Origin of the sequence: Cryobacterium sp. TMT1-62, assembly GCF_004403145.1 — a bacterium.
Lineage (GTDB): Bacteria > Actinomycetota > Actinomycetes > Actinomycetales > Microbacteriaceae > Cryobacterium > Cryobacterium sandaracinum.
Genome location: NZ_SOGZ01000026.1, coordinates 1 through 17,322, shown reverse-complemented (window position 1 = coordinate 17,322; position 17,322 = coordinate 1). Strand labels below are relative to the sequence as shown.

General features: G+C 68.7%; 16 protein-coding genes. 6 read left to right on the top strand and 10 right to left on the bottom strand.

All coding sequences use genetic code 11. The features are described from left to right. Positions 1-51: 51 nt before the first annotated feature. The 5 genes from E3T34_RS06595 to hemE form a co-directional block, all read right to left on the bottom strand. Positions 52-375, bottom strand: coding sequence for a DUF3618 domain-containing protein (locus E3T34_RS06595; protein ID WP_104099939.1), 324 nt, complete (start codon positions 373-375; stop codon positions 52-54). After that, positions 365-781, bottom strand: a complete 417-nt coding sequence (locus E3T34_RS06590) for a phage holin family protein (RefSeq protein WP_166784747.1) — start codon at positions 779-781, stop codon at positions 365-367. The genes E3T34_RS06595 and E3T34_RS06590 overlap by 11 nt, the downstream gene beginning before the upstream one ends. 31 nt (positions 782-812) lie before the next feature. Then, entirely contained in the window at positions 813-1,145 is a 333-nt protein-coding gene (locus tag E3T34_RS15990; RefSeq protein ID WP_174720183.1) for a hypothetical protein, read from the bottom strand. A gap of 88 nt (positions 1,146-1,233) precedes the next feature. Continuing rightward, positions 1,234-2,715 carry a protoporphyrinogen oxidase gene (gene hemG, locus E3T34_RS06580; RefSeq protein ID WP_134342524.1) on the bottom strand — a complete coding sequence of 494 codons (1,482 nt, stop codon included), beginning with the start codon at positions 2,713-2,715 and terminating at the stop codon, positions 1,234-1,236. A 28-nt stretch (positions 2,716-2,743) separates the two neighbouring features. Further along, positions 2,744-3,949, bottom strand: a complete 1,206-nt coding sequence (gene hemE, locus E3T34_RS06575) for a uroporphyrinogen decarboxylase (protein WP_134342523.1) — start codon at positions 3,947-3,949, stop codon at positions 2,744-2,746. A gap of 71 nt (positions 3,950-4,020) precedes the next feature. On the opposite strand from hemE, the gene E3T34_RS06570 reads away from it, so the two are divergent. Together E3T34_RS06570 and E3T34_RS06565 are read left to right on the top strand one after the other, a co-directional pair. After that, entirely contained in the window at positions 4,021-5,385 is a 1,365-nt protein-coding gene (locus E3T34_RS06570; RefSeq protein ID WP_104099943.1) for a glutamyl-tRNA reductase, read from the top strand. Between the two features lie 88 nt (positions 5,386-5,473). Next, a complete protein-coding gene (locus E3T34_RS06565; RefSeq protein WP_134342522.1) occupies positions 5,474-6,538 on the top strand; it encodes an alcohol dehydrogenase catalytic domain-containing protein in 1,065 nt (354 codons plus the stop codon). A gap of 249 nt (positions 6,539-6,787) precedes the next feature. Here E3T34_RS06565 and E3T34_RS06560 read toward each other — a convergent pair whose 3' ends face one another. Next, entirely contained in the window at positions 6,788-8,173 is a 1,386-nt protein-coding gene (locus E3T34_RS06560) for a glycine--tRNA ligase (protein ID WP_104099945.1), read from the bottom strand. A gap of 164 nt (positions 8,174-8,337) precedes the next feature. Here E3T34_RS06560 and E3T34_RS06555 point away from each other — a divergent pair, with 164 nt between their 5' ends. Then, on the top strand, positions 8,338-10,632 hold the full coding sequence (locus E3T34_RS06555) for a carbon starvation CstA family protein (RefSeq protein WP_104099946.1): 2,295 nt from the start codon (positions 8,338-8,340) through the stop codon (positions 10,630-10,632). After that, positions 10,629-10,862 (top strand): YbdD/YjiX family protein, encoded by a 234-nt coding sequence (locus E3T34_RS06550; protein ID WP_104099947.1) that lies wholly within the window; start codon positions 10,629-10,631, stop codon positions 10,860-10,862. Before E3T34_RS06555 ends, E3T34_RS06550 begins: the two co-directional genes overlap by 4 nt. A gap of 90 nt (positions 10,863-10,952) precedes the next feature. On the opposite strand, the gene E3T34_RS06545 is transcribed toward E3T34_RS06550, so the two are convergent. The 3 genes from E3T34_RS06545 to E3T34_RS06535 all read right to left on the bottom strand — a co-directional run bounded on the left by E3T34_RS06545 (position 10,953) and on the right by E3T34_RS06535 (position 14,455). Next, the gene (locus E3T34_RS06545; RefSeq protein WP_134342521.1) at positions 10,953-11,861 is read right to left on the bottom strand and encodes a serine hydrolase; all 909 of its coding nucleotides are present in this window, start codon (positions 11,859-11,861) and stop codon (positions 10,953-10,955) included. A 69-nt stretch (positions 11,862-11,930) separates the two neighbouring features. Further along, positions 11,931-13,895, bottom strand: a complete 1,965-nt coding sequence (locus tag E3T34_RS06540) for a M13 family metallopeptidase (protein ID WP_134342520.1) — start codon at positions 13,893-13,895, stop codon at positions 11,931-11,933. 44 nt (positions 13,896-13,939) lie between these two features. Further along, positions 13,940-14,455 (bottom strand): HNH endonuclease, encoded by a 516-nt coding sequence (locus E3T34_RS06535; RefSeq protein ID WP_134342519.1) that lies wholly within the window; start codon positions 14,453-14,455, stop codon positions 13,940-13,942. Between E3T34_RS06535 and E3T34_RS06530 the strand changes: the two genes are divergently transcribed. Next, positions 14,436-14,882 carry a hypothetical protein gene (locus E3T34_RS06530; protein ID WP_134342518.1) on the top strand — a complete coding sequence of 149 codons (447 nt, stop codon included), beginning with the start codon at positions 14,436-14,438 and terminating at the stop codon, positions 14,880-14,882. The genes E3T34_RS06535 and E3T34_RS06530 overlap by 20 nt on opposite strands. A gap of 153 nt (positions 14,883-15,035) precedes the next feature. Next, positions 15,036-16,367: an MATE family efflux transporter gene (locus tag E3T34_RS06525; protein WP_233191240.1), complete on the top strand. Its 1,332-nt coding sequence runs from the start codon at positions 15,036-15,038 to the stop codon at positions 16,365-16,367. A 116-nt stretch (positions 16,368-16,483) separates the two neighbouring features. Here E3T34_RS06525 and erpA read toward each other — a convergent pair whose 3' ends face one another. Beyond that, positions 16,484-16,840 carry an iron-sulfur cluster insertion protein ErpA gene (gene erpA, locus E3T34_RS06520; RefSeq protein WP_104099952.1) on the bottom strand — a complete coding sequence of 119 codons (357 nt, stop codon included), beginning with the start codon at positions 16,838-16,840 and terminating at the stop codon, positions 16,484-16,486. Positions 16,841-17,322 lie beyond the last annotated feature (482 nt).

Here is a 17,322-nt window from a genome sequence, read left to right as displayed (position 1 = left end):
CTTTGCCGCGAGAGCCAAAATTGCGCGGTCGGGTACCGGCTTCCGTTGGCCTCAGCGGCGCTGCACGGCCCTGACACCGAGCCAGATGGCGCCCACCGCGGCCGTGGCCGCGCCCAGGACGATGCCGGCCAGTGCGAGGGGATTCTTCTCGCCGAGTTCGCGCAGGCGCACGTTGGCCAGGCGCGAGCGTACGCGCAACTGCCTCGGCACGTTGAGCCTGTACTCGATCGCGTCGAGCGTTTGCGCGAGTTCGACGCGGGCACGGGCGGCCTCGGCGCGCAACTCGGTCTTGGTGCGCGGAACGGCCTCAACCGTGACAGCTGCGACGCTCCCGCGGACGGCCTCATGTGTCGTCGTGTTCACTTCAGTGCTCATATTTGCCAACTCCCTTGAGGGCGTCGACGTCGCGACGGATGCTTTCCGTCACGCCGTCCGGATCCGATGACGTTCCAGCCTGCAGCCGGTTTCTGCCGACCAGCCCCAACAGGAGCGCGAGCAGCAACAGGGCGACCGCCACGATCAGGGTCGCGAGCCAGAGCGGCAGGACGAGGGCGAGCGCGATGACCGCGAGGGCGACCAGCACCAGAGCCGCGAAGAACGCGAACAGGGCCGCCCCGACGAAGAGCCCGATGCCCAGCCCGATGTTCTTGGCCTTACCGGCGAACTCCGCCTTAGCCGCGTCGAGTTCGGCCTTGACCAGGGCGATGATCTGACCGGGCAGCTCACCGAGAAGGTCGAACGTCGATTTCCGGCTCTTCGGGTTGAATTCGCTGTTTCTCACAGTTTCCCCTTCGTTCGGAGTGTCGCGGTGATTATTTCGTGGTGGTGTCGTCGGCGACCGTCGTCGGTGCGGTCGGCGCTGCGGTCGCCGGCGTCGGCACGGTGTAACTGGTCCCGGACGTCTTGGACGCCTTGGACTGCAGGGCCGAGGCGATCTTCTTGCCGGTCTCGAGGAGTGCCGACGGCACATCCCCGACCCGCTCGAGCGCGAAGTCGCGAGCCTCGTTCACCCGGCGCTGAACGGGCGGCGCGTTCCATACGTTGTCTGCCGCGGCCACGATCTGGTCGTAGCGCTTGCGCCCGGCGCGCGCGCCGAGGACGTATCCGACGAGTCCACCCGTGATGAACAGAAGCTTTCCCCGCATTGTCACTCCATTCCTCAAGGTGCACGTATCCCTCAGAGTATCCCCCATTAGGGATAAGAGCAGGTCGGCACAGCCGGTGACCCGGCGATCAGATGCCGAGGGCCTCCTGCCGGGTGCGGGAGGCCGCGGCGACGGCATCCGGGATCACCGAGGCCAGGCCGGTGCCGGCGAGCCACGCACCCGTGAGTTCGAGTCCCGGGGTGGCGGCCACGACCTCGCGCACCTGGTCGACCCGCTCGGGTGCGCCGACGGTCGCGGGCGAGAGGGCATCGCCCCAGACCGTGCGCGCGAAACCGCGCACGGCGGTCGCGTCGAGGTCGACGCCCAGGATCGTGCGGGCGTCCGCCAGGGACAGCGCGAGGAGCTCGTCATCGCGAAGACCGGCGGTGGGGCTGTCCTGGCCGGCGCGACCGTAGGACAGACGGATGACGTGTCGGCCCGGTCCGGCGGCCTCGGCCAGCCAGTCCCACTTCGCGGTCACGTGGGTGAGCGCCTTGGCGGTGACCCCGGGGGTCGCGGCCGCGACCAGCACGCCGGTGCCGCGCGGGTGCAGGTCGAGCTCCGGGGCGTCGATGACGATCGTGGCCAGCTCGATCGCCGTCGGCTGCGGCCAGTCGAGTTCGGCGAGCGCCGCATGGGCCGGGCTCAGGCCGGCCAGTAGGCCGAGCGCCTGCGCGCCTGGAGTCGCGATGATCACGAAGTGGGCGTCGAGGGTGGTCTCCGGCGCCGGGGCTGCCGGCGCGTCTGCGTCCGCCGCCGTGTCCGGTGCCGCGCAGGTGGCCGTCCAGGTGGGCGCGTCCTCGGTGCCGGAGCGCTGCAATGCGGTGACCGGGGCATCCGTCACGATCTCGGCGCCGAAGTGCACGAGGTCGGCCACCAGAGCGGTCACGAGCCGGAACATGCCGCCCCGGAGCCCGGCCACGTTCGAGCCGGCCGGGGCGCCGGAGCGCAACGACAGCACGGCCCCGGAGAGCGAACCCGTCACCGTGAGGGCGGAGTTGAGGCCCGGGGCCACGACGTCGATCTCGAGATCGTCGGCCGCGGACGAGTACACCCCCGCGGTCACGGGTTCGACGAGCCGTTCGAGCACGCGGCGCCCCATGCGCTTGCGCACGAGTTCACCCAGGCTGTGTTCCCGGCCGATCGTCAACACCGGCATCAGCCGGTCCGCGTAGGCGCGCCAGGCGCCACTCCAGCCGATCACGCGGCGCACGTCGTCGGCGAGCGGAGAACCGGGGATGCCGAGCACGCCGGCCTTGGGCAGCGGAACACTGACCGAACCATTCGGCACGCGGTCGTCGGGCAGGTGCAGCCACGCGCCGGCGGGGTTCGGCGCGACAACCTCGTCGGACAGACCGAGGTCGGCGATGAACTCGGCCACCGCGTCGCGCCGCACGGCGAAGCTCTCGGCACCGCTGTCGAGAGTGAGGCCGGCCACTTGGTGGCTGCCGAGTGCTCCGCCCGGCACACCGGTGGCTTCGAGCACGGTCACGCTGAGTCCGACCCGGGCGCAGGCTCGGGCGGCGATCAGGCCCGCCACCCCTCCACCGATGACGATGACGTCTTTCATTCGCGCCCCCTGAGCCTGCGTGCGATTGTCAGGACGCGGACGGCGCGGCGGCCGGGGCTTCCGGGACGGCGGCGGCCGGGCCGGCGGCGGCCGGGACGGCGGAGACTGCGGTGACCTCGTGCACGAAGGCCACCAGGCGAGTCAGCACGTTCGGGTCGGTCATCGGCGGAACGCCGTGGCCCAGGTTCAGCACGTGGGACGGTGCCGTGCGCCCACGCTCGAGCACGTCGAGGACATGCGCTTCGAGCACCGGCCACGGTGCCGCGAGGAGCGCCGGATCGACGTTGCCCTGCACCGGGACCAGTCCGCCGAGGCGACGGTTGGCTTCATCGAGCGGCACCCGGTAGTCGACTCCGACGACGTCGGCGCCCACCCCGTGCATCTCCCTGAGCAGCTCGCCCGTGCCCACTCCGAAGTGCACAACGGGCACGTTGCGGCGCACGGATGCGACGCCCTCGGCATCTGTGCCCGCGGCGCCCTCGCCATAGGTGAGGTCGCGCACGTGGGCGATCGCCGCGGTGGAGGCAGGAGCGACGAAGCGCGTGTAGTCGGCCAGCGAGAGCGCGCCGGCCCAGGAGTCGAATAGCTGGGCGGCGCTGGCGCCGGCCAGAACCTGCGCGCGCAGGAATCGTCCGGTGACCTCGGCCGTCCACTCCATCAGGGTGGCCCAGGCGTCGGGGTCCGCATGCATGAGCGTGCGGGCGTTGATGTGGTCCTTCGACGGACCGCCCTCCACGAGATAGGCCGCCAGCGTGAACGGGGCCCCGGCGAATCCGATCAGCGGCGTCGAGCCGAGCTCGGCGACTGTGCGCGCGACCGCCGCGGTGATCGGGGCGAGGTTCCCCTCAAGCACGGCAGGGTCGAGAGCAGTGAGCTCCGCGACATCCTTCGCCGTGCGCACGGCCGTGCCGAGGACGGGGCCGGTGCCTGCGACGATCTCGACGTCGACGCCCACGAGCTTGAGCGGAATGACGATGTCGCTGAAGAGGATGCCGGCGTCGACGTTGTGGCGGCGCACCGGCTGCAGCGTGATTTCGCTCGCCATCTCCGGGTCGAGGCAGGCGTCGAGCATGCGCGTACCGACCCGCAGCGAGCGATATTCGGGCAGCGAACGGCCAGCCTGGCGCATGAACCAGACGGGGGTGACGTCTGGCCTGGTGCCCTGGTAGGCGCGGATGAGACGTGAATCGGCCGTGAGTCCGGTTGCGAGTGGGTGTTGCGCGTCGAGGTTCATTATCTAGATTCTGTCAAACTTCCGACACTCGGGCGATTCGGGCCCTCAGCCACAGGTCGTAGACTCGTCTGGTGTTGATCTGCCTGTCCGCCAGCCATAAGAACTCCAGCTTCGACGTGCTGGAGAAATTGTCTGTCGGTGCGAACGACACGGCGGGTGGCATTCTCGAGCGGCACCCGGCCCTGGTCGGTGCCGTGGTCGTGGCCACCTGCAACCGGTTCGAGGCCTACCTCGACCTCGACGAACCGCTCGGCTCCTCCCCACTTTCGGCCGTGCACGCCGCCATCGACGGCGTCAGTGCGAGCACCGGCGTGGCCGTCGACGTTCTGCGGAACACCCTGGACCTGGTGCACGGCAGCGGCGTCGCCGAGCACCTCTTCGCCGTGACGAGCGGCCTCGAATCGGTGGTCGTCGGCGAGGGCGAAATCGCCGGCCAGGTGCGCCGCTCCCTCGAGCAGGCCCGGCTCTCCCGCACCACCAGCCCCGAACTCGAACGCCTCTTCCAGCGTGCGTCGCAGACCTCGCGGGGCGTCAAGAACCGCACCGGCATCGGAGCCGCGGGGCGTTCACTCGTGCGCCTGGCCCTCGAACTGGCCGAAAGCCGCATCACGGACTGGGCCCAGACCCGCGTGCTCCTGGTCGGCACGGGCCGTTACGCGGGGGCTTCCCTCGCCGCGCTGCGGGACCTCGGCGCCGAGGACGTGCGGGTGTACTCCCCCTCGGGCCGCGCCCAGAAGTTCGCCACCTCGCATCAGATCACCGCCGTCGCCGAGTCGGCGTTCGCCATCGAAGCCGCCGAGGCCGACCTGATCCTCACCTGCACGACCGCCGACACCCACGTGATCGACGCGGCCCTGCTCCACTCGGGCCGCGCACTCTCCCTGCAGCTCCCGGCCGCCGAAGCGCGCACACTGCCCTCCTGCCCGATGACGGATGCCCCGACCGAGATCCCGCGCCGGCTCATCATCGACCTGGGCCTGCCGCGCAACGTCGACCCGGACGTCACCGACCTGGCCGGCGTCGAGCTGCTCGACCTCGAGACCATCCGCATCCACGCGCCGCTCGAGGAGCTCAACGCCACCAGCGACGCCCGACTGCTCGTGGGCCGCGCCGCCCGCAAGTTCTCCGCGGTTGCCGAGGAGCAGAGCCTCGCCCCGGCCGTCGTGGCCCTTCGTAGCTACGTCTTCGACCTCCTCGACGGTGAGATCGAACGGGCGCGCAACCGCGGCGACAACAGCGAGCAGACCGAGGCGGCCCTGCGCCACTTGGCCGGCGTGCTTCTGCACACCCCGATGGTGCGATCCCGCGAGCTGGCCCGAGCGGGCGAGCAGGCCGCATTCCTGACCGGACTCGATGCCCTGTTCGGCATCCAGGTTGAGCTGCCCGCCGCCGGGACCGCGGCCACGGTCGCCGATATCGGCCCCGTGGCATCCTGACGGTGGGCGGCCTGGCCCCGCACGGTGCGAGCGCACACAGTGCTTGCCTGCACGGTGCGAGCGTGCACAGCACGGCCGGGATCCGCGGGTGAGAGCCGTCTGGTTCGACGCGTTCGGTGCCGTACCCGAGCTGCGGGAGGTTCCTGACCCGGTGCCGTCCGCGTCCGGGGTCGTCGTGCGAGTGGAGGCCACCGGCCTCTGTCGCAGCGACTGGCACGGCTGGCTCGGGCACGACGCCGGCATCGCCCTGCCGCACGTTCCGGGCCACGAGCTCGTCGGCGTGATCGACGCCGTGGGGCCCGAGGTGCGCCGCTTCGCCGTGGGCCAGCGCGTCACCGTGCCGTTCGTCTGCGCCTGCGGCGACTGCCCGGAGTGCCGAGACGGCAACGGCCAGGTCTGCCGCAACCAGACCCAGCCCGGCTTCACCCACTGGGGCTCCTATGCGGAGCGGGTGGCCCTGCACAACGCCGACGTCAACCTGATCGCGATTCCCGTTGGACTGGATGCCGGCGCCGCCGCACTGCTCGGCTGCCGCTTCGCCACCTCCTATCGCGGACTCGTGCATCAGGCCCGGTTGCAGGCGGGCGAGACCCTCGTCGTGGTCGGCTGCGGCGGCGTCGGTCTCTCCGCGGTCATGATCGGCGCGGCGCTCGGTGCGACCGTGATCGCCGTGGACATCAGTGCCGCGGCCCGTGAGACGGCCGCGCGAGTGGGCGCGACCTTCACGGTGGACTCCGCCGGGCTCTCGAACGATGAGGTGGTGGCGCGGATCCGCTCGGTGACGGGCAGGGGCACGGATGCGGGTGCGGGTGCGCAGGTCAGCGTCGAGGCGCTCGGCCGGGAGAGCACGGTGGGCATCGCCATCCGTTCACTGGCAACCCGGGGACGCCACGTCCAGATCGGATTGCTGGCGGAAGACCCACGGCTTCCGCTCGGCGACGTCATCGCCCGCGAACTGACCGTGATGGGCAGCCACGGGATGCCCGCGGGCGACTATCCGGCCCTGCTGGCCCTGGTCACCTCCGGCCGGCTGCGCCCGCAGGACCTGATCGGCCGCCGCCTCAGCCTGGCCGAGGCGCCCGCCGCCCTCGCCGCCATGAGTGACCCGGCCACGCCGGGCGGCGTTACCCTGATCGAGCTCGCCCGCCCCTGAACTCGTGCGGCGGCGGCTCGCTAGGTATCCGTCTCCCTCCACCTGTGGGGCCAACTCAGGAAAACCGGTGTGTCCGGTCGCCGCGGTGCCGCCGTTCCGGGACCGCCGAAGCTCGCCCGCGGGACTTCTCCTGAGTTAGCACCCCACCGGCACCGGCACCGGCACCGGTATCCCCCGGCCCCAGCACCCCACCGATCCCGCCAGCGGTACCCCCGGCCCCAGCCGAAAGCGCGCGGCCGGCAGACTCGGCTATGCGCCGCGGAGGCGCTCGGCCAGGTAGGCGTCGAGCTTGTCGAGCGGCACGCGCTCCTGCGCCATGGTGTCGCGGTCACGCACGGTGACGGCCTGGTCCTCGAGCGAGTCGAAGTCGACCGTGACGCAGTACGGGGTGCCGATCTCGTCCTGGCGGCGGTAGCGGCGGCCGATGGCGCCGGCGTCGTCGAAGTCCACGTTCCAGGACTCGCGCAGCCGCGCCGCGAGGGACTTGGCCATCGGCGAGAGCGCCTCGTTGCGGGACAACGGCAGCACGGCGACCTTGATCGGCGCCAGGCGCGGGTCGAGTTTCAGCACGGTGCGCTTGTCGACGCCGCCTTTCGCGTTGGGCACTTCCTCCTCGTGGTACGCGTCTACCAGGAACGCCATCAGAGAGCGGGTCAGTCCGGCCGCCGGCTCGATCACGTAGGGAACCCAGCGCTCATTCTTCGTCTGGTCGAAGTAGGACAGATCCTTGCCGGATGCCTCCGCGTGCGTCCTGAGGTCGAAGTCGGTTCGGTTGGCAACACCCTCGAGCTCGCCGAATTCGCTGCCGCTGAAACCGAAGCGGTACTCGATGTCCACGGTGCGCTTGGAATAGTGCGAGAGCTTCTCGGCCGGGTGTTCGAACAGGCGCAGGTTGTCGACGTTGATGCCGAGGCCGGTATACCACTTCAGGCGCTGGTCGATCCAGTACTGGTGCCACGTCTCATCCGTGCCCGGCTCGACGAAGAATTCCATCTCCATCTGCTCGAACTCGCGGGTACGGAAGATGAAATTTCCCGGGGTGATCTCGTTGCGGAAGCTCTTGCCGATCTGGCCGATGCCGAACGGCGGCTTCATGCGAGCAGCCTGCAGCACGTTGGCGAAGTTCACGAAGATGCCCTGCGCGGTCTCGGGGCGCAGGTAGTGCATGCCGGCCTCGTCGTCGACCGGGCCGAGGTAGGTCTTGAGCAGGCCGGAGAAAGCGCGCGGTTCGGTCCAAATATGACGGTTTCCGCAGTTCGGGCAGGGGATGCCGTCGATGCCGCCCTCGGGCGGGCGGCCCTTCTTCTCCTCGAATTCCTCCTCGAGGTGGTCTGCGCGGAAGCGCTTGTGGCAGCTCGTGCACTCGACCAGCGGGTCGCTGAAGACCTCGACGTGACCGGATGCCTCCCACACCTTGCGGGGAAGGATCACCGAGGAGTCGAGGCCCACCACGTTGTCGCGGCTGGTGACCATGAAGCGCCACCACTGCTTCTTGATGTTCTCCTTGAGCTCCACGCCCAGCGGCCCATAGTCCCAGGCAGACCGGGACCCACCGTAGATTTCACCGGCCTGGAACACGAACCCGCGGTGGCGGGCAAGGGCGATGACGGAATCGAGGCGGGAGAGGGCGGCCACGGGGCTCCAATGGTCGAGAGGGCGGGGGATCTGGAAAGTACACAGGACAGGCAGAAGCCGCCCGGCGCTCCGTCCATTTTAGGCGTCCGTCCGGAAGGTGCCGCCAAGCTGTTAGCCTTGCTAAGGATTTCCGCAGTCCTTGCGGGTACCTCAAAGGAGAGATCATGGGCACCAAGCCCCGAACGCCACACGATTCAGCCAAGCGGGGTGAGGAGCTGGACCGGGATCCCCTCCTGTTGCCCGTTGCTCTCGACCAGACCACCCACGACGCCGAGGAAGCCCACTGGACCCCCCTGAAGATCGGGATCTGGGGCGGCATCTCGCTGCTCGGCGGGCTGAGCTGGGTGATGCTCGCCGTCGTTCGCGGCGAGACCGTCAACGCCATCTGGTTCGTCTTCGCCGCCGTCTGCACGTACCTGATCGGTTACCGTTTCTACTCCAACTACATCCAGAAGCACCTGCTGCACCCCGATGACCGGCGCGCGACGCCGGCCGAGTACAAGGCCGATGGCAAAGACTTCGCGGCCACGGACCGCCGGGTTCTCTTCGGTCACCACTTCGCCGCGATCGCCGGCGCCGGACCGCTCGTCGGCCCCGTGCTGGCCGCCCAGATGGGCTACCTGCCCGGCACGATCTGGATCATCGTCGGTGTCGTGCTTGCCGGCGCGGTGCAGGACTACATGGTGCTGTTCTTTTCAATGCGCCGCGGCGGACGCTCCCTGGGTCAGATGGCCCGGGACGAGCTCGGCAAGGTGGGCGGCACGGCCGCCCTCGTCGCGACTCTGGCGATCATGGTCATCATCGTGGCCATCCTCGCCCTCGTCGTCGTCAACGCCCTCGCGGACAGCCCCTGGGGCGTCTTCTCGGTCTCGATGACCATTCCGATCGCCCTGTTCATGGGCGTCTACCTGCGCTTCTTCCGCCCGGGCCGGGTCACCGAGGTCTCGATCATCGGCTTTATCCTGCTGCTGGCCGCCATCATCGGTGGTGGCATGATCGCGGACACCGAGTGGGGCTCGACCTTCTTCGCCATTGAACCGCTGCCCCTCGCGATCGGCATCATCGTCTACGGCTTCGTGGCCGCCATCCTTCCGGTCTGGCTGCTCCTGGCCCCCCGGGACTACCTGTCCACCTTCATGAAAATCGGCACGATCGGGATGCTGGCAATCGCCATCATCATCGTCCGCCCCGAGATCTCAGCCCCGGCCGCCAGCGAGTTCGTGAACGGCGGCGGCCCCGTGGTGAGCGGCTCGCTCTTCCCGTTCCTCTTCGTCACCATCGCCTGCGGCGCCCTGTCCGGCTTTCACGCCCTGATCGCCTCCGGCACGACACCGAAGCTGATCGAGAAGGAACGCCAGACCCGGTTCATCGGTTACGGCGGAATGCTGATGGAATCATTCGTCGCCATCATGGCGCTCGTCGCCGCGCTGTCGATCGACCGCGGCATCTACTTCGCCATGAACTCCTCGCCGGCCCTGACCGGCGGCACCGTTGAGGGTGCTGTCACATTCGTGAACAGCCTCGGACTGACCGGTGTCAACCTGACCCCCGAGATGCTCACCGAGACCGCGAAGAACGTGGGCGAGGAGACCATCGTGTCCCGCACCGGCGGCGCCCCGACACTGTCGGTCGGCCTCGCCAACATCATGCACCAGCTTGTGGGCGGCTCGGGGATGATGGCGTTCTGGTACCACTTCGCGATCATGTTCGAGGCGCTGTTCATCCTGACCGCCGTCGATGCCGGAACCCGCGTGGCCCGGTTCATGTTGCAGGACAGCCTCGGCAACTTCTTCCCGAAGTTCAAGAACACCTCCTGGCGCCCGGGCGCCTGGGTCACGACCGGGATCATGGTCGCCGCCTGGGGTGCCGTGCTCGTGATGGGCGTCACCGACCCGCTCGGTGGCATCAACACCCTGTTCCCGCTGTTCGGAATCGCGAACCAGCTGCTGGCGGCCATCGCCCTGGCCGTCTGCCTGGCGATCGTGGCCAAGCGAGGGCTGTTCACGTACCTCTGGGTTGTGGCGCTGCCGCTGACCTTCGCCGCCGTCGTGACCATCTACGCGTCGTTCCTGAAGATCTTCTCGACCGTTCCCGCCGTGGGCTACTTCGCCCAGAATCGAGCGTTCTCCAACGCTCTGGATGAGGGACTCACCAGCTTCGGCACGGCGAAGACCGTCGAGGCGATGGAGGCGGTCGTGCGCAACACGATGGTGCAGGGCGTCCTTTCGATCCTGTTCGTCGTGCTGGCCATCATCGTGATGGTCACCGCCGTGCAAGCCACCTGGAAGTCCTACAAGTCCCGCAGCTTCGGCACCAACGAGGATGACGCGGTGGCGTCGCAGATGTTCGCCCCGTCCGGCTTCGTAGCCACTCCGGAAGAGAAGAAGCTGGCCGCACGCTGGGACACCCAGATCGCCCAGGCCAAGCTGGACAAGGCAGGGAGGACGACCCGCCGATGAATCTGCTCGCCAGTGTTCGCCACGGCGCGAAGAGCTTCGCCTGGTTCATGAGGGGGGTCATGGGTGAAGACGCCTACGACAAGTACAAGGCCCACCATGAGGCCCACGACGAATCGATTCATGACCCGGATGCCGCCGCCTGCTCCGGACCAGTGATGATGACGGAACGCGAATTCTGGCGCGACCAGACCGACCGCCAGGACATCAACCCCCAGGGTCGGTGCTGCTGAGCGGGTGCGCCACCATCGCCCAGGGCTGCCCCCGCGAAGGATTCCTTCGCGGGGGCAGCCCTGTTTTCCTGTTTTCACCGGCGGCGCCGGTCAGTGCACGTATTCCAGCAGGTCGAGGCCGACCGCGCGCATCCCGTCGAGCACCGCGAGCCGGGACGAGAGGCGGGTGTCCGCGAAGGACATCGAGACCATGTAGGTCACCCCGGCGCGCGGGCCGCGCAGAATGCCGATCTCACTGCGCACGCCGGCATCCGTTCCGGTCTTGTTGACCAGCAGGAGGCCGTGATCTCCGGACCGATGCGCGAGCGGGTCGAGCCCGAACGCGCTGGCGACCATGGACAGGTCGGCGCCGAGCGACAGCCAGCCGAGCACGCGCTCACTCGCCTCCGCATCGACGACCTCCCCCCGGGCCAGCGCCGTGAACAGCCAGGTGAGCTCCTTGGCGCTGCCGACCGAGAGCTGAGGCGCGTCATCGGGACCGCGCCGGTCGCGCACAAGGTCGAGCAGGGCGGTGCGGCTGAGTCCGAGCTGCTCGGCGCGGGACCGCACCGCGTCCAGGCCGACTGCGCGGAGCAGCACATTGGTGGCCAGGTTGTCGTTGATGGCACCGATCAGCGCAGCGAGGTCGGCGATCGGCAGCGAGGGAGCCTGCAGGTGCTGCCAGAGGCCGGATCCGGCGACCGAATCGGACACGGTGCGATCGAGGATCGTGTACGCGCCGAAGTCGGCGTCGCGGAGCCGGGCGGCGACCTCGATCAGCAGAAGCACCGTGCCGATGCCGGCGGTGGGCATGACCACGTGGTCGTCCACGGAGAACAGTACCCGGCCGGTGACCAAATCGGTGGCGCGGGCCGAGACCTGCACCCCGTCGACCGCGAGGTCACCGAGCGCCTGGAACCCGCGGCCGAAGTTCGCCGTGGCGTCCACGCCGCCGTGCCTGCCGCGGCGCGCCGAGGAGTGGCGAGACCGGCGCTCTGAGTCCTGGGATGGCATGGCCACAGTGGGCAGGTCCTTACGTAGATTCGGGCTGCTCGACCCCGGTGACACGGGCTTACGGTCGCGCTGAGGTCACCAGATCGTAACGCGCTTTTCCGGGTCCAGCCAGAGAGCGTCGTCCGGGGTGACGCCGAACGCCGTATAGAACTCGTCGATGTTGCGCACGATCTGGTTGCAGCGGAATTCGTTGGGCGAGTGCGGGTCGATCGAGAGCAGGCGGACGGCCTCCTCGTCACGCATCTTGAGCTGCCAGGCCTGTGCCCAGGAGAGGAAGAAGCGCTGGGTGCCGGTGAGTCCGTCGATCACGGGCGGCGCCTGGCCGTCCAGCGAGATCAGGTAGGCCTTCCAAGCGATGGAGAGCCCGCCGAGGTCGCCGATATTCTCGCCGATGGTGAGTGCGCCGTTCACGTGGTGGTCGGGAACCTGATGCGGGGCGAGCGCGTTGAACTGCTCGATCAGGGAGCCGGTGCGCTCTTCGAAGGCCGTGCGGTCATCTTCGGTCCACCAATCGGTGAGTAGCCCGGTGCCGTCATATTTCGAGCCCTGGTCGTCGAAGCCGTGGCCGATCTCGTGCCCGATGACGGCGCCGATCGCGCCGTAGTTGGCGGCGGAATCGCGGGCATCGTCGAAGAACGGCGGCTGCAGGATGGCGGCCGGGAAGACGATCTCGTTGAAGCCCGGATTGTAGTACGCGTTGATCGTCTGCGGGGTCATGAACCACTCGTCGCGGTCGAGCGGGTTGCCGATCTTGCCCAATTCCCGCTGAAACTCGAACTCGCTCGTGGCGCGCACGTTCTTGATCAGGTCGGCCGGGTCGACCGAAAGGGTCGAGTAGTCCCGCCACTTGACCGGGTAGCCGATCTTGGGGGTGAACTTCTCGAGCTTGTCGAGCGCACGGGCGCGCGTCTCCGCGGTCATCCAGTCGAGTTCGGTGATGCTCCGGCGGTAGGCCTCGACCAGGTTGGCCACGAGTATGTCCATGCTCGCCTTCGCGCTGGGCTTGAAGTGCCGCTCGACGTAGATGCGCCCGACGGCCTCGCCGAGCGCCCCCTCGACGAGCGAGACGCCACGCTTCCAGCGCTCGCGCAACTGGGGAGTGCCGGTCAGGGTGCGACCGTAGAAGTCAAAGCTGGACTCGACGAAATCGCTCGACAGGAACGCGGCGCTGGAACGGATGATCTGCCACCGTAGCCAGTCCTTCCAGCCCTCGAGCTGGTCCTCGGTGAGCATCTCCGCCAGACCGGTCACGAAGCTGGGCTGGCGCACGACAACCTCGTCGAGAGCACCGGCCGGGCCGTCGAGCCCGTCAAGCCAAAGGTGCAGGTCGGCGCCGGCGGCCAACGCGGTGACCTGACCCCAGGTCTTGAGGTTGTAGGTCTTCTCGCTGTCGCGCGAGCGCACCTTGTCCCAGTGGTGAGTGGCGAGCTCGGTTTCGAGAAGGAACACGCGCTCGGCGCGACCGGCGGCATCCGGGGTGCCGACGAGGCCGAACATCCGGGTCAGGAACGCCTGGTAGGCCGCCCGGATCGCGGCGAACTTCTCGTCGCGGTAGTAGGACTCGTCGGGGAGGCCGAGCCCGCCCTGCTCGACGAAGACGAGGTAGCGCTCGGGGTCCCCCGGATCGTTGTCGACGAAGAGACCGAAGGCGCCGGGCACGCCCGCGCGCTCGAGGCGGCCGAGGGCGCCGAGCAGCTCGGGGATGGAGGTGACGGCGTCGACGATGGCGAGATCGGCCGCGAGCGGGGTCGCGCCGAGCTCTTCGACGCGGTCCTCGTCCAGGAAGCTGGCATAGAGGTCGCCGAATTTGCGCTCCTCGGTGCCGGGGGCGGCGGTCTGGGCTTCGAGGATGATTTCCCGGACGGCCTTCTCCGATTCCTCGGCGAGCAGGTAGAACGAGCCCCACCGGGCCTTGTCGGCCGGGATCTCGCTGCGGGCGATCCACTTGCCGTTCACATGGCGGAAGAGGTCGTCCTGCGGACGCACCTCGAGGTCAAGTTCGTCGCGGTCGATTCCGGATGCGGTCCCCTGGTCAGTCATGCCTCCACCCTATTCGCTGTGACAGTGGCCGAGCTGGTAGAGACCTATCGGGTGTGCACACGGATGGCGGTGGACCTCCCGGCCCGCTGGTCGAGCGCGCCGAGACCCGGAGCTACAGCCCCACCGCCTTGCTCGGCAGCGCGATCAGTGTCTGCTCCGGATCGTTCTCCACCGGTGGCCGGAGCCAGTATTGCGTTCCGGTGCGGGTGGCAGAGCAGCACTCCGTCGGCGAGGTTGGTGTCTCCGGTGTCTGTGAGCCAGTCGTTGATGTGGTGGGCTTCGGTCCAGGCTGGTGATCGGTCGCAGTCGACCCACCGGCATCCGCCGTCGCGCACTCCCATCGCGGCGCGTTGTTTCTCGGTGAAGAGTCGTTCGTCACGGCCGACGTTGATGATTTGGCCGATGTCGTCGAACTTGGTGCCGCGGGTGCCGGTGTCGCAGAGCAACCGGTCGATGGTTTCCTGCGAGATGGGGACCGGGTTGCCTTCGATCTGCCCGTGAGCGGCGGGTTCGGCGGCACCCGGCTCGGCGGGTTCGGCTGTGAGGGCCTTCTCGGTCACGATCACGCGCCGCCTGGCGGCGTCCGCCGAAGACCCGGCCGGGGTCGGCTTCGCCGGCGATTGTGAGCAGTTGCACGAGGGAGTCCGCGTTGATCTGCTCGGTGCTGCGCGGGTCGTCCTGCATTTTTTGGGCCCAGGCTGCGCGTTCCGGGTCGACGAAGCGCACTCCGCCGCGGCGGGGGCTGGTGATGGAGTCGAAGGTGGAGAGCACGAATTCGCCGTCTTCGGGGGCGAAGAGCCCGTTCAGGCGCACGTTGCCGTTGCTCAGCCGGTAGACCTTCAGGGAGCGGTCGTCGTGGGCCTGCTTCTCCCGGGCGGTGATGCCAACCTGATTGAGGAGCCCAGCAGGGCGACGGCGTCGGCCGCCTGCCTGAGGTCATCCGCGAGGTTCGTCGTGTTACGAGGGTACCTGATGTCGTACAGGTAGTCGAGTGTCTGTCACTTATTATGGACACTTTATAGCATTAGTTTCGAAGTCTTGTCTGGCAGCGCGGAGATTGGCTCGCCGGGTCTCGACAGGCTCGACCACCGGAAGCGGACACCGGGTGCGGAGGGGCTGAACTAGAGTTTTGGCATCACCATCACCGTGCTCCGCCCGCAGCCCATCGACCGCGAGATCCTGCGCCTCGCCATCCCCGCCGTCGGCGCGCTCATCGCCGAACCGCTCTTCCTGCTCGCCGACTCCGCCATGGTCGGGCACCTCGGCGCCGTTCCGCTGGCCGGACTCGGCCTGGCCGGCGCCGTGCTGCAAACGATCATCGGCCTGATGGTCTTCCTGGCCTACAGCACCACGCCCGCGGTGGCCCGCTGGCTGGGGGCCGGCGACCGCCGCCGTGCGGTCGCCGTCGGCATCGACGGACTCTGGCTGGCCCTCGGCCTCGGTGTGCTGCTCGCGATTGCGGGCTGGTTCGCCACCCCCCTGCTCGTCGGCGCGTTCGGCGCCGAGCCCGCCGTCACCGCCGCGGCCGTCAGCTACTTGGGCCCATCGATGTTCGGACTGCCTGCCATGCTGCTCGTCTTCGCGGCGACCGGGCTGCTCCGCGGGCTGCAGGACACCCGCACCCCGCTGTGGGTGGCCGGGATCGGGTTCTCGGTCAACATCCTGCTGAATGCGGTGTTCATCTACGGCCTGGGACTCGGCATCGTCGGATCCGCCCTCGGCACAGTCGTGGCACAGTGGGCGATGGTCGCGGTCTATCTTGCCGTCGTCGGCCGCCACGCCCGCCGCGAGAGTGCGCCGCTGCGCCCGCATCGGGTCGGGATGTTGCGGGGCGCGGCATCCGGCGGCTGGCTGTTCCTGCGCACGGTGAGCCTGCGTGCGGCCATGTTGCTCGCGGTTTTCGTGGCCACGAGCCTCGGTTCTCCCGAGCTGGCCGCCTTCCAGATCGCGATGACCCTGTTTGCCACGCTCGCGTTCGCTCTTGACGCCCTGGCGATCGCGGCACAGGCGCTGGTGGGCCGGGGCCTCGGCGCCGGCAACCTGGCCGAGGTGCGCGCGGTGCTCAGGCGCTGCCTCGAATGGGGCGTGCTCAGCGGGTCCGCGCTCGGGCTGCTGGTGATCGCCGCGAGCGGCGTGCTCGGCCGACTGTTCACGAACGCGACCGAGGTCAGCGACCTGCTGCCGGCGGCCCTGATCGTGCTCGGGCTATCCGTTCCCCTCGGCGGGGTGGTCTTTGTGCTCGACGGAGTGCTGATCGGTGCCGGCGACGCGCGCTACCTGGCCCTGACCGGATTGGTGAACCTGGCCGCGTTCGTGCCGCTGGCCGTCGCGGTGCTGCTGCTGGCGCCGTCGGGACCAGCGGGACTGGCCTGGCTGATGGCGGCGTTCGCGTTCGGCTACCTCGGCGCACGCGGGGTGACGCTCGGGCTGCGCGCCCGGGCGGCGAAGTGGATGGTCGTCGGCGCCCGCTGACATCGGGGCAGCCCCGGCGCTGACGGCCGCGGCGCAGCTCGGAAAGTGGGCGCAGGTTCTCCCGTGCGCCAGCCTCCGCGACCGGCGCCGGAAGGCCAGGCACGGCGGCGGCGACTCTAGCTGAAGGAGTCGCCGCAGGCGCAGCTGCTGCCGGCGTTCGGGTTGTCGATCGTGAAGCCCTGCTTCGCGATGGTGTCCTCGAAGTCGATCGAGGCACCCTCGAGGTACGGCACACTCATCTTGTCGAGCACGACCCCGACGCCGTCGAAGTCCACGACGACGTCGCCCTCGAGAATGCGCTCGTCGAAGTAGAGCTGGTAGATCAGGCCGGAGCAGCCTCCGGGCTGCACGGCTACGCGCAGGTTCAGGTCTTCGCGACCCTCCTGGCTGAGCAGGCTGCGCACCTTCAGCGCGGCAGCGTCAGTCAGACCGACGCCGTGGGCCGGTGCGATGGGGGCAATGGTGTCGGTCATGAGACTCCTCGGACTTCACGCTGCATGGACGCGTCGGGACCGCTCCGCTTGAGCGTTTCGCCTGCGCGAGTATTCAGACACTCTAAGCTCCCGCGGCCGTTCTGCGAACCCCGGAGACTGCCGCCGGCATCCGTTGCGTGCCCGCGCCTCCCTGACGACCCCTCGACGACCTGCCGGTGACCCGCCAAAACGAGCCGAAGTGTAGCCAGATGAAACCCTGAAGCCTAGGGTGAAGTGTTCCCGTTTTTTTTATGCGCGCGGTCCAGATGACCGCGACGCAGCACGGCGTGGCCCTGATTGTCTTTGATCTCTCAGCGGTGCGCACCTGAGCCGTCCTCACAACTCGTTCTCAGCCGGTCTCCTCACGGAGTCCGGCTCGGGATGACCGGACTAATATCCGGGTTGCCGGGGTGGCAGAAGAGGTAAATATGTCTGACGTCCTTCTTGACCGCCCCGAACTTGCGGGGCTCGGTGTCTACGAG

Excerpts from the sequence above, each read along its gene's own strand:
- E3T34_RS06595 (WP_104099939.1), bottom strand. The coding sequence starts at position 375 with ATGAGCACTGAAGTGAACACGACGACACATGAGGCCGTCCGCGGGAGC.
- hemG (WP_134342524.1), bottom strand. The coding sequence starts at position 2,715 with ATGAAAGACGTCATCGTCATCGGTGGAGGGGTGGCGGGCCTGATCGCC.
- erpA (WP_104099952.1), bottom strand. The coding sequence starts at position 16,840 with ATGACCGACACCATTGCCCCCATCGCACCGGCCCACGGCGTCGGTCTG.
- E3T34_RS06555 (WP_104099946.1), top strand. The coding sequence starts at position 8,338 with ATGGGCACCAAGCCCCGAACGCCACACGATTCAGCCAAGCGGGGTGAG.
- hemE (WP_134342523.1), bottom strand. The coding sequence starts at position 3,949 with ATGAACCTCGACGCGCAACACCCACTCGCAACCGGACTCACGGCCGAT.
- E3T34_RS06540 (WP_134342520.1), bottom strand. The coding sequence starts at position 13,895 with ATGACTGACCAGGGGACCGCATCCGGAATCGACCGCGACGAACTTGAC.
- E3T34_RS06550 (WP_104099947.1), top strand. The coding sequence starts at position 10,629 with ATGAATCTGCTCGCCAGTGTTCGCCACGGCGCGAAGAGCTTCGCCTGG.
- E3T34_RS15990 (WP_174720183.1), bottom strand. The coding sequence starts at position 1,145 with ATGCGGGGAAAGCTTCTGTTCATCACGGGTGGACTCGTCGGATACGTC.